The organism is Pseudomonas sp. NBRC 100443 (assembly GCF_030268185.1).
Taxonomy (GTDB): Bacteria; Pseudomonadota; Gammaproteobacteria; order Pseudomonadales; family Pseudomonadaceae; genus Pseudomonas; species Pseudomonas citronellolis.
Map to the genome: position 1 here is coordinate 1 of NZ_BSQE01000005.1, position 11,622 is coordinate 11,622.

The 11,622-nt window shown below is 69.1% G+C and carries 8 protein-coding genes; 1 reads left to right on the forward strand and 7 read right to left on the reverse strand.

All coding sequences use genetic code 11. The features are described 5' to 3' along the window. Positions 1-956, reverse strand: a 956-nt coding sequence (locus QSJ95_RS07795; RefSeq protein ID WP_285641840.1) for an IS110 family RNA-guided transposase, incomplete at its 3' end; no start/stop codon positions are given. 175 nt (positions 957-1,131) lie between these two features. Continuing rightward, positions 1,132-2,481: a metalloprotease PmbA gene (gene pmbA, locus QSJ95_RS07800; protein ID WP_043272348.1), complete on the reverse strand. Its 1,350-nt coding sequence runs from the start codon at positions 2,479-2,481 to the stop codon at positions 1,132-1,134. Between the two features lie 119 nt (positions 2,482-2,600). On the opposite strand from pmbA, the gene yjgA reads away from it, so the two are divergent. Then, positions 2,601-3,125, forward strand: a complete 525-nt coding sequence (gene yjgA / locus QSJ95_RS07805) for a ribosome biogenesis factor YjgA (RefSeq protein ID WP_009617781.1) — start codon at positions 2,601-2,603, stop codon at positions 3,123-3,125. Between the two features lie 160 nt (positions 3,126-3,285). Here the strand turns inward: yjgA and tldD are convergent, their stop codons facing one another. Genes tldD through QSJ95_RS07830 form a run of 5 tightly spaced genes read right to left on the reverse strand, consistent with a single transcriptional unit; the run spans position 3,286 to position 11,557 of the window. Further along, entirely contained in the window at positions 3,286-4,728 is a 1,443-nt protein-coding gene (tldD, locus tag QSJ95_RS07810) for a metalloprotease TldD (protein ID WP_043315227.1), read from the reverse strand. A gap of 2 nt (positions 4,729-4,730) precedes the next feature. Further along, positions 4,731-5,579 carry a carbon-nitrogen hydrolase family protein gene (locus QSJ95_RS07815; protein WP_058488595.1) on the reverse strand — a complete coding sequence of 283 codons (849 nt, stop codon included), beginning with the start codon at positions 5,577-5,579 and terminating at the stop codon, positions 4,731-4,733. 54 nt (positions 5,580-5,633) lie between these two features. Next, positions 5,634-9,461, reverse strand: a complete 3,828-nt coding sequence (locus tag QSJ95_RS07820) for a YhdP family protein (protein ID WP_285641366.1) — start codon at positions 9,459-9,461, stop codon at positions 5,634-5,636. Between the two features lie 14 nt (positions 9,462-9,475). Further along, entirely contained in the window at positions 9,476-10,933 is a 1,458-nt protein-coding gene (gene rng, locus QSJ95_RS07825; RefSeq protein WP_009617773.1) for a ribonuclease G, read from the reverse strand. 39 nt (positions 10,934-10,972) lie between these two features. Further along, on the reverse strand, positions 10,973-11,557 hold the full coding sequence (locus QSJ95_RS07830; RefSeq protein ID WP_009617771.1) for a Maf family protein: 585 nt from the start codon (positions 11,555-11,557) through the stop codon (positions 10,973-10,975). Positions 11,558-11,622: the final 65 nt, after the last annotated feature.

An 11,622-nucleotide genomic window follows, 5' to 3' on the forward strand; every position in this document is an offset into this window, starting at 1 on the left:
CGTTGTAGCCAGCGCTGCAGGCGCCGATCGTCCGGGTGTTCGGAATCGGGCCGCAGTTGCTTCAACACCGCATGCGAGCCTACGACCATCAGGCTGCGCACATAGGCGTCGCCACGTTTGGTCATCTTGCCCAGCCTTACCTTCTGCCCGCTGCTGTGCTGGTCGGGCACGATGCCGAAGTAGGCAGCGAACTGACGCGCATTGGCGAAACGTTCCGGCTCGACCTGTTTGGCCAGCAAGGCCGTAGCCGTGATCGGACCGATACCACGTACCGTCATCAGCCGTTTGGCTGTCGGGTCGGCGGCGGCACAGGCTTCCAGACGCCCGGTCAGCGCGGCGATACGCTCGCCCAGCCGTTGCCATTCCTTCAGCATCTCGTCGATCAGCTCGCGCAGCAGAGCCGGCAACGGCTGGCTGGCGTCTTCCAGCACCCGGGTGACACCTTGCTTCAAGCCCACATCCCCCTGCGCCAGGGCGATGCCCTGCTCCAGCAGCAGCCCGCGGATCTGATTACCCATGGCGGTGCGCCGCTGCACATAGCCCCGCCGGACACGGTGCCAGGCCTGCATCGCCAGTGCCGCGACGCTCTTCACCGGCACCGACGCGATACTGCTATCCCGGCCCGCCCGCAGAATGGCGTGGGCATCATTGCGATCATTCTTCGCTCCGCTCCGGTGCTCGGCCACCCGCTGGGCTGGCAGGATACGCACCGGGTTGCCCTGCGCCTGCAGCAGCCGGGCCCAGGCTTGTGCTCCGGGGCCGGTCTCCATCAGCACCGTCACGCCCTCCGGCAGCTTCTGCAGAAACACCTGGAACGCTTCACGCGACTTGATTCGCTGTTCGTACGCCAGTTGACCCAGGGCGTCTTCCCCCGCCACCTGGAAGACCTTTTTCGCCAGATCCACGGCGACTGTCGTGCACACCGATACATCGATTGCAGACACCGGCTTATTCATCGTCGTATGCTTTCTCATGGACTCACCCTCACTGTCGGTGGCTTCTTAGACCGCCACCGTGGCGCCTCGACGCCTCGGTGAGGGTGAGTCCATCCAATTACGAAGAGCCATTGCGGAAAGAAAAACGCCGCTTCCCTCGGCAGGAAACGGCGTTCTCCAGAACCACAGCCTGCTATCAGTTCCCGGCTACCATCATCCTTTCCACCAGCACCGACCCGGTATGCAGGTTCCCGCGATTCTCCACGTCGTTGCCGATGGCCAGGATGCTGGCGAACAGGTCCTTGAGGTTGGCGGCGATGGTGACTTCCTGCACCGGGAACTGGATCTCGCCGTTCTCCACCCAATAGCCGCCGGCGCCGCGGGAGTAGTCGCCGGTGACCAGATTGACGCCCTGCCCCATCAGCTCGGTGACCAGCAGGCCGCGGCCCATGCGCCGCAGCAGGGCCTTCTGGTCCTCGTCGCCGTGGCTGACGAAGAGGTTGTGCACGCCGCCGGCGTTGGCCGTGCTGGGCATGCCCAGCTTGCGCCCGGAGTAGGTGCCGAGCACGTAGGAAACCAGGGTGCCGTTCTCCACGAAGGGCTTGGCGTAGGTGGCCAGGCCGTCGTTGTCGAACGAGGCGCTGCCCAGGGCGCCGGGCAGCAGCGGGCGTTCGTCGAGGGTCAGCCACTCGGGGAACAGACGCTGGCCCAGGCAGCCTTCGAGGAACGACGACTTGCGGTACAGGCTGCCGCCGGAAATGGCGCCGAGGAAGTGGCCGAACAGGCCCACGGCGACTTCCGGGGCGAACAGCACCGGCACCTCGGCGGTCGGCACCGGGCGCGCGCCCAGGCGGCTGGCGGCGCGCAGGGCGGCGCGGCGGCCGATGCTCTCCGGGCTGTCCAGCAGCTCGCCGCGGCGCTTCACGTCGTACCAGTAGTCGCGCTGCATCTGCCCCTCGCCCTCGGCGATCATCACGCAGCTGAGGCTGTGACGGGTGCTGGCGTAGCCGCCGATGAAGCCATGGCTGTTGCCATAGACGCGGCAGCCATGGTGGATGTTCAGGGTGGTGCCGTCGGCCTTGGTCACCCGCGGGTCGGCATCGAAGGCCGCGGCTTCGCAGGCCAGGGCGCGCTCCACAGCCTGGTCCGGGGTCAGCGACCAGGCGTGGTAGAGGTCCAGGTCGGGGAGGTCGCGGGCCATGAGCGCGGGATCGGCCAGGCCGGCGCAGTCGTCCTCCGAGGTGTGCCTGGCGATGGCCAGGGCCGCCGCCACGGTTTCGCGGATGGCCTCGTCGCCGGTCGCCGAGGTGCTCGCCGAGCCCTTGCGCTGGCCGACGTAGAGGGTGATGCCGAAGCCCTGGTCGCGGTTGAATTCGACCGTCTCGACCTCACGCTGGCGCACGCTGGTGGACAGCCCCTGCTCCAGGGACACCGCCACTTCGCAGCCCGTGGCGCCCTGGCGCTTCGCCTCGGCGACGATCCGCTCGACCTGCTCGCGCAGCGCCGGAAGTGCCTCGGGGCCGACTGCCTTGGCCTGTTCGCTCATTGCCAAACTCTCCTGTTCTGTTCCGCGGACGGGGCGACGGGCCCCGTGGCATCGCGGGCGGGCCGGACAAGCGACCCTCGACTCGTTATCATGGCGGCGTTTTCCACTGGACCACCGCCATGGCTGAATATCAAGACGACGACTCGCTGTTCGAAGAGAAGAGCAAGTCGCAAGTAAAACGCGAGCTGCACGCCCTGCAGGACCTCGGCGAGCGCCTGACCGCGCTCAAGCCGGACATGCTCGACCGCCTGCCGCTCACCGAGCCGCTGCGCCGCGCCATCGACGAGGCGCCCAAGCACAAGGCCAATGCCGCCCGCAAACGCCACCGGCAGTTCATCGGCAAGCTGATGCGAGACCAGGACCTCGACGCCATCGTCGCCCTGCTCGACCAGCTCGACAGCTCCACGCGCCAGTACAACGAGCGCTTCCACGCCCTGGAGCGCTGGCGCGACCGCCTCGTCACCGGCGGCGACGAGGCCCTTTCCGCCTTCTTCGCCGAATACCCGGACAGCGACCGCCAGCACCTGCTGCAGCTGATCCGCCACGCCCAGCACGAGGCCGCTCACGACAAGCCCCCGGCCGCGGCGCGGAAGATCTTCAAATACATCCGCGAACTGGACGAGCTCAAGCGCGGCCTCCGCTGAAAGCCTACCCACGACCTGCTGCGCGTCGGCATAACTGCGTTAAAAACAGGTGAGAAATGCTCATTTAGCATCAGTAAACTGCGCTTCCTCACCTGTTTTTGCCTTGTTCTGCTCTAGCTCGCGAGGCCGTGAGCAGACTTTCCAAATGCTCCCCGGCGCCTCAGGCGCCGGTCCCGCCCACGGTGATGCCGTCGATCTTCAGCGTCGGCTGGCCGACGCCCACCGGCACCGACTGGCCATCCTTGCCGCAGGTGCCCACGCCGCTGTCCAGGGCCATGTCGTTGCCGACCATGGACACCCGGCTCATCACTTCCGGCCCGTTGCCGATCAGGGTCGCGCCCTTCACCGGGCGGGTGATCCTGCCGTTCTCGATCAGGTAGGCCTCGCTGGTGGCGAAGACGAACTTGCCGCTGGTGATGTCCACCTGGCCGCCGCCGAGGTTGGCGCAGTAGATGCCCTTCTCCACCGAGGCGATGATTTCCGCCGGGTCGCTCTGCCCGGCCAGCATGTAGGTGTTGGTCATGCGCGGCATCGGCAGGTGCGCGTAGGACTCGCGGCGGCCATTGCCGGTGCGCGCCACGCCCATCAGGCGGGCGTTGAGCTTGTCCTGCATGTAGCCCTTGAGGATGCCGTTCTCGATCAGCACGTTGTACTGCGTCGGGGTGCCCTCGTCGTCCACCGACAGCGAACCGCGGCGCCCGGCCAGGGTACCGTCGTCGACGATGGTGCACAGGCTGGAGGCCACCTTCTCGCCGATGCGCCCGCTGTAGGCCGAGCTGCCCTTGCGGTTGAAGTCGCCTTCCAGGCCGTGGCCCACCGCCTCGTGCAGCAGCACGCCGGACCAGCCGGCGCCCATCACCACCGGCAGGGTGCCGGCCGGCGCGGGGACCGCTTCGAGGTTGACCAGGGCCTGGCGCAGCGCCTCGCGGGCGTAGGACATGGCGCGGTCTTCACTGAGGAAATAGCGATAATCGGTACGCCCGCCGCCGCCATGGCCGCCGCGCTCGCGGCGGCCGTTCTGCTCGACGATGACGCTGACGTTGAAGCGCACCAGCGGGCGGATGTCCGCAGCCAGGGAACCATCGGCGGCGGCGATAAGAACCTGCTCCCAGACGCCGGCAAGGCTCACGGTGACCTGCTGGATGCGCGGGTCGAGGGCGCGGGTGGCGGCGTCGATTTTCTTCAGCAGCTCGACCTTCTCGGCGCGGCTGAGCACGTCCAGCGGGTTCTCGCCGGCGTACAGGCGCGTCGGCGCGACCGCCTTGAACGCCTGCACCCGGCCGTTCTGCCCGGCCCGGGAGATCGAGCGCGCAGCGAGCGCCGCCTGGGACAGCGCATCGGGGGTGATGGCGTTGCTGTAGGCGAAGCCGGTCTTCTCGCCGGACTGGGCGCGCACGCCCACGCCCTGGTCCATGTGGAAGCTGCCTTCCTTGACGATGCCGTCCTCGAGCATCCAGGACTCGGACACCTGGCTCTGGAAGTACAGGTCGGCGGCGTCGATGCCCGGGCCGCTCAGCTCGTGCAGGATCGGCTGCAGGCCGTCGACGTCCAGGCCGCCGGGGGCCAGCAGGTGCTGGCTGACGGATGACAACAACTCGCTCATGGCTACTCCGTAGGCGCCGGTCCGGGTACGGCCGGCGGGTAGAATCTTCGATGGCGGACCACCGGCATGCGTTGCCGGAGCGCCGTTTGTTCTTCACTGTCGCGTTCGGCCAGCAGCACCGCCTCGCCCTTGTCGCGCTCGGCGAGGATGCGCCCCCAGGGGTCGACGATGGCCGACTGGCCCCAGGTCTCGCGGCCGCGCGGGTGGGTGCCGCCCTGCCCCGCCGCCAGCACGTAGCACTGCGTCTCGATGGCGCGGGCGCGGATCAGCACTTCCCAATGCGCCTGGCCGGTCACCGCGGTGAAGGCCGAGGGCGCCGTGATCAGCTCGGCGCCGGCCTCGCGCAGCCGGGTGTAGAGCTCGGGGAAGCGCAGGTCGTAGCACACCGTCAGGCCCAGCCGGCCGACCGGCGTGTCGGCCACCACCACCTGGCCGCCGAAGGCGTAGTCGTCGGACTCGCGGTAGCGGCCGCGGGCATCGGCGACGTCCACGTCGAACAGGTGCAGCTTGTCGTAGCGCGCCACCCGCTCGCCGCGCTCGTCGACCAGCAGCGAGCAGGCGTTGGCCTTGGCTTCGGGCTGGCCGTCCGGCGGCAGCGGCAGGGTACCGGCGACTATCCACAACCTGAGGTCGCGGGCGGCGCTTTTCAACCAGGGCAGGATCGGGCCCTCGCCCAGGGCCTCGGCGCGGCCCAGCTCGGCCAGGTCGCGGCGGCCCATGGCAGCGAAGTTCTCCGGCAGCACGGCGAGGCGCGCGCCGCCCTCGGCGGCCTGTTCGAGCAGGCGACGGGCGGCGGCGAGGTTGGCCGGGACGTCGTCCTGGCTGACCATCTGGATCACGGCGAGGGACATGCGTTTCTCCGACGACAGATGCGATTCATCCTAACCGATGCCCGCCGGCTCTGCTCACCGCGGTTTCTCGAACGGCTTGTCGAAGGCGATCTCGGGGTTCTGCCAGGGTCCCTTGACGCGGTACTGCACGCTGGCGAAGCGCGCCACCCTGTCGCCCAGCAGCTTGTCCACCACGAAGAGCGCGCCGCCCACCGCCGGCGCGCCGACGATGAGCGCGGCCAGCGGCAGGTTGTTGGTCAGCGGCAGGGTCACCAGCAGCTTGGCGTCGATCTGGTCGTGGGCCAGGTCCAGGGTGCCGTTCATCTCGATGTTGCTGGACGGCCCGGTGAGCCTGATCGGCTCGCGGGTGAGGTAGACGCCATTGGTGGCGCCCAGCACGCCCTGCACGCGGTCGTAGCTCAGGCCCTTGCCGAACAGGTCGGAGAAGTCCAGGCGCAGGCGGCGGTTGATGGCGTTGAAGTTGAGCAGGCCGAACACCCGCAGGGCCTGGGCGCTGCCCTCGACGTCGACGAACTGGCCCTTGCGCATGTCGGCCTCCAGGCGCCCGCCGAAGCGGCGCAGGCTGATGTAGGCCGGCGAGCCGGGCCAGTTGCCGTCGATGTCCAGGCTGAAGCGGTCGCTGGTGGCGGTGGGGGCGAAGTCCCAGGCCTTGAGCACGTCGGCCAGGTTCCTGCCTTCCAGGCGCCCCTGAAAGGTGCTGCGCGTGGAGCCCACCGGGCCTTCCCAGCGCAGCGTCCCGCCGACCTTGAGGCCGCGCAGGTCGAGCTTGAGGCTGTTGAAGGCGATGCCGCTGGTGGTCGGGCGCACGTTGAAGCTCCAGGCGCCGATGGGCTTGCCGCCCTGGGAGATCTGGCGGATGGCCACGTCCATCGCCGGAATGCTGCGCGGGTCGACCTTTTCCAGCGGGTCGGGGGCGATGGTCGGCGCGGCGGCCAGGTCGTTGGTGGGGTTCTTCGGCAGGTCCAGGCGCGCCAGGTTGATCTGGATCGGCCGCTGGCCGCTGTCCGGGAACACCGCCTGGCCGGCCAGCGGGGCGCTGTCGACGCCCAGCTGCCAGCCGCCGGAAACCCGCGCCAGGTCGAGCTTGAAGTTGTCCAGGCTGGCGCCGAAGCCGCGGAAGTGACCGATCTGCAGGTCGGCACCGCGCAACAGGCCCTGGTTATCGCTGGGCACGCTGCCGATGCCGTACTTCTTCAGCACCGCCTGCCACTGCTCGACATCCAGGGTGTCCAGGCTGCCGCGCACCTGCACCCCGCTCCAGTTGGGCAGCAGCGCCGGGTCGCCGCCCAGGCGCAGGGTGCCGCGGCCGCCCAGGGGTTTGTCGGCGGGGGCGGCATAGGCCAGGCTGGCCACCTTGTCGTAGTTGGCCCAGTAGCGCCGCTCGGGGCCTTCGAGGGTCATGCGCCAGTCGCTGGCGCGGGTCTCGTCGGCGGCCTTGCCAAAGGGGGCCGGCAGGTCGATGGCCAGGCCCTTGAGGTCGGAATTGACCTGCAACTGACTGTCATGGCCGTCGAGCAGCAGGTCGAGCTGGAACGGCAGGCGCCCGGCGGCCGGCACGGCCTGCTTCACGCCGCCCCAGTCGAGCAGGCTCTTCAGCGCCACCTGGCCGCCCACCAGCACGCGGGTGCGCGGCTTGCCCGGGCTGCCCTCGGCGCGGATGCTGCCGCTGACGCGGCTGCCCAGGGCCTGGGCGCTGAGGCCCTTGGCGCTCAGGCCGCTATTGGTGTCGTAGCGGAAGTCGCCCTTGAGCTGGGCCAGTTCCAGGCTCGGCTTGGCGATCTTCAGGCGCGCGCCCTCGGTGGCGAAGTCCACCACCACCCGCGCCTGCTTCGCCTGTTCCTTGGCCAGCGGGATGTCCAGGTTCAGGTGGCCCTTGAGCGGGCCCTCGCCTTCCCAGCCGGCGAAGACCTGCTGCACGCCCAGGGGCGAGTCCTGGAGGATCTTCAGGCCATCGCCCAGGCTGCTGTCGACGTCGCCATCGACGTGCAGGTGGGCGACTTCGCCCTTGGGCACGTGGGGAATGTCCACCTGCACGTCGCGGACCTGGCTCTGCAGGATGCGCCCGGACTGCGCGCGGATGCGCACGCCGCTGTCCTCCACCAGCACCTCGCCCTCGGCCTGGCTCAGCGCCGGCCAGCCCGGCTGGTAGTCCAGCTCGCCGTCGTGGACCTTGAAGTACAGGCTCATGGCGTGGTCTTCCGGCGCCGAGCCCTTTTTCAGCGAACCCTGCCACTGGAAGTAGCCCTGCTCGACGCGCCCGCCCTTGATGGCGCTGGCCAGCCAGCGGGCCAGGTCCTTGTTCATCTCCGGCAGCACCGTGGGCAGGAACTGCGGGGTGTAGCTGCCGTCGCCGTCCTCCAGGCCCACGCGCAGGTCCATGTAGCTTTCCTTGTCGTGGTCGTGCATCAGGCGGATCAGCATGTCGCCGCCCAGGCGGCCGACGTCGCCCTCGACCTTCATCAGGTGGCTGCCAAGGGTGAAGGCCTCGTCGTCCCACTTCCAGAACAGCCGCGCGTTGGCGCTGCGGAAGCGCCACGGCTCGGGGAACAGGGCGGCCAGGTGGAGCATGAAGTCCTTGGCCGAGGCGTCCAGCTGGCCGCCGCCGAGGTTGCCGCTGAAGGTGCCGTCGACGTTGGCCACCGCCGGCACCTCGTGGAAGGCGTTGACGCCGACCTTCTCCAGGTTCACGCCGTAGGCCAGGCGCTCGGCGCCCTGGCGCTGCGGCCACCAGTCGAGGTTGAGGTGGTGCAGCACGCCCTGCGGCGCCAGGCCCTGCAGCCACTCCACAGCCTTGTCCGGCAAGGGCGCCAGGCTTTCCACCACCGGCAGCAGCGGGCCCAGGTCCAGGCGGTCGGCGCGCAGGCGCCAGTGGTCTTCGCCGCGGGTCTGCCGGTTCAGTTCCAGTTCCGCCTCGCCCCAGCGCTTTTCGCCGAGGTTGGCCGCCAGATCGCTGACGCGCAGGCTCATTTCCTCGCCCTGGCGCTGGAAGTACAACCCCACGCCGAGGTCGCCGACCTTCACCGCCTCGCGGCCATCGAAGGAGGCCTGCACCTGCGGCGCATTGAGCCTGGCCACCGCCGCGCTGGGCTGGCCCTTGTCGATGCGCGCCCAGAACTCGCCGCCGGCCTCCAGGCGCTGGATGCGCCATTGCCGCGTCAGGCTCGCCGGCAGCCACTTCGCCCAGTCGCTCTGCGGCAGGCTGAGGTAGGCGTCGGCCGAGCTGCGCTTCCAGTCCTCGCGGTCGATGCGCGTGTCCACCCGCAGCGCCACCGGCTGGCCGTCGGGCAGGTTGAAGCGGCCGTCCAGGCGCTGGCCGAACACGCCGCTGTGCAGCGTCAGGCCGAGGTAGGTCAGGTTGAGCGTCTGCCCCTCGCGCGGCAGCAGGCTCAGCTGGCTGTCCAGCAGCGACAGGCGGCGCGGCGTCAGCAGCAGGTCGACGAGCTGGCGCGGGTCGCTGCCCTGCGGGCTGGCCGGCAGGCCCTCGACCTGCCAGTGGCCGTCCTCGCCCTCGCGCAGGCTCAGGTGCAGCCCCTGCAGCTCCAGGCTGTCGATGCGCGGCTGGCGCGCCAGCAGGCTGGCGGGGATGTCGGGGGTCAGGCGCACCTGCTCCAGGCGCAGGGCGTCGCTGCCCTCGCCGAGCTGGATGTCGCGCACCGTGATGATCGGGCCGAAGCCGCGCCAGCTGCCTTCCAGGGCGCCGATGCGCACCGGCATGTGCAGCCGCGCGCTGGCCTGCTCGGCCAGGTCTTCGCGATATTCCGCCACCAGCGGCGCCAACTGGCGCCCCAGGCTGACGTACAGCGCCAGCAGCACCAGGCCCAGGGCGCAGAGCCCCAGGAGCAGGCGCAGCAGGCGGGCGAGCAGGCGGCCAAAGCGGTCCATCTCAGCCGCGCGCCTCAGAGCAGGACCACGTCGTACTGCTCCTGGGAATACATCGGCTCGACCTGGAATTTGATGGTGCGGCCGATGAACATCTCCAGATCGGCAACGTTGCCCGACTCTTCGTCGAGCAGGCGGTCGACCACCTTCTGGTTGGCCAGCACCACGTAGGAATCGGCCTGGTAGGCGCGGGCCTCACGGAGAATCTCGCGGAAGATCTCGTAGCAGATGGTTTCCGGGGTCTTCAGCATGCCGCGCCCCTGGCAGCACGGGCAGGGCTCGCAGAGCACCTGCACCAGGCTCTCGCGGGTGCGCTTGCGGGTCATCTGCACCAGGCCCAGCTCGGTGATGCCGATGATGTTGGTCTTGGCATGGTCGCGCTCGAGCTGCTTCTCCAGCGTGCGCAGGACCTGGCGGCGGTGCTCCTCGTCCTCCATGTCGATGAAGTCGATGATGATGATCCCGCCGAGGTTGCGCAGGCGCAGTTGGCGGGCGATGGCGGTGGCGGCCTCGAGATTGGTCTTGAAGATGGTCTCTTCGAGGTTGCGGTGCCCGACGAAGGCGCCGGTGTTGACGTCGATGGTGGTCATCGCCTCGGTCGGGTCGATGATCAGGTAGCCGCCGGACTTGAGCAGCACCTTGCGCTCCAGGGCCTTCTGGATCTCGTCCTCGACGCCGTAGAGGTCGAAGATCGGCCGCTCGCCGGGGTAGTGCTCCAGGCGGTCGGCGATTTCCGGCATGAGTTCGTCGACGAACTGCGTGATCTTCTGGAAGTTCTCCCGGGAATCCACGCGGATCTTCTCGATGCGCGGGTTGACCAGGTCGCGCAGGGTGCGCTGGGCCAGGGACAGGTCCTCGTAGATCACCGTCGGCGCGCCGACCGTCTGCATCTGCGCATCGATCTGGTCCCACAGCCGGCGCAGGTAGCGGATGTCGGCGAGGATCTCGTCCTCCCCGGCGCCCTCGGCGGCGGTGCGCAGGATGAAGCCGCCCTTCTCGACGATGCCCTCGGCCTCGACGCACTTGGCCACCACCTGCTTGAGGCGCTCGCGCTCCTGCTCGTCCTCGATCTTCAGGGAAATGCCGACGTGGCTGGTGCGCGGCATGTACACCAGGTAGCGCGAGGGGATCGACAGGTGCGTGGTCAGGCGCGCGCCCTTGGTGCCGATCGGGTCCTTGGTGACCTGCACCACCAGGCTCTGGCCCTCGTGGACCAGGGCGCCGATGCTTTCCACCGCGCTGCCCTCGCGGGTGGAGATTTCCGCCGCGTGGATGAAGGCCGCACGCTCCAGGCCGATGTCGACGAAGGCCGCCTGCATCCCCGGCAGCACGCGGACCACCTTGCCCTTGTAGATGTTGCCGACTATCCCGCGGCGCAGCGTGCGCTCGACGTGGACTTCCTGAAGGACACCGTTTTCCACCACCGCCACGCGCGATTCCATCGGCGTGATATTGATCAGGATCTCTTCGCTCATGCGCCCTTCCTTATCGCGCCCGTGTGCAGCGCTACTTCTTCAAGACTGCCAGCAAGGGATCGCGAAGTCAGCCAACAGTTCCGCGGTCTCGCACAGGGGCAGGCCGACCACCCCGCTGTAGCTGCCCTCGACGCGGTTGACGAAGATCGCCGCCAGCCCCTGGATAGCGTAGCCGCCCGCCTTGTCCTGGGGCTCGCCGGTGGCCCAGTAGGCCTCGGCTTCGGCCTCGGAAACATTGCGGAACGATACCAGGCTGGTCACCACCCGCACCTCGCAGCGGTCGCGGTCGGCCACCGCCACCGCGGTCAGCACCTGGTGCTGGCGGCCGGACAGCGCGCGCAGCATGGCCAGGCTGTCCTCGCGGTCCGCCGGCTTGCCGAGGATGCGGCCGTCGAGCACCACCGCGGTATCGGCGCCGAGCACGCAGACGTCGGGTCTCTGGGCAAGCATAGTCAGTCCGGCCAGGGCCTTGCCGCGCGCCAGGCGCTCGACGTAGGCGGCCGGCGTCTCGCCGTCCTGCGGGGTTTCGTCGATATTGCCGGAAACCAGGTGGAAGGACAGGCCGATCTGTGTCAGCAGCTCACGCCGGCGCGGCGAGCTGGAGGCCAGGTAAAGCTGGGGCATCTGCGACTCCCGGAAGAGTCCCGGCCGCCCCTCCCCCGGCCCGTGCCAGGTGGGAAGCGGCGGGA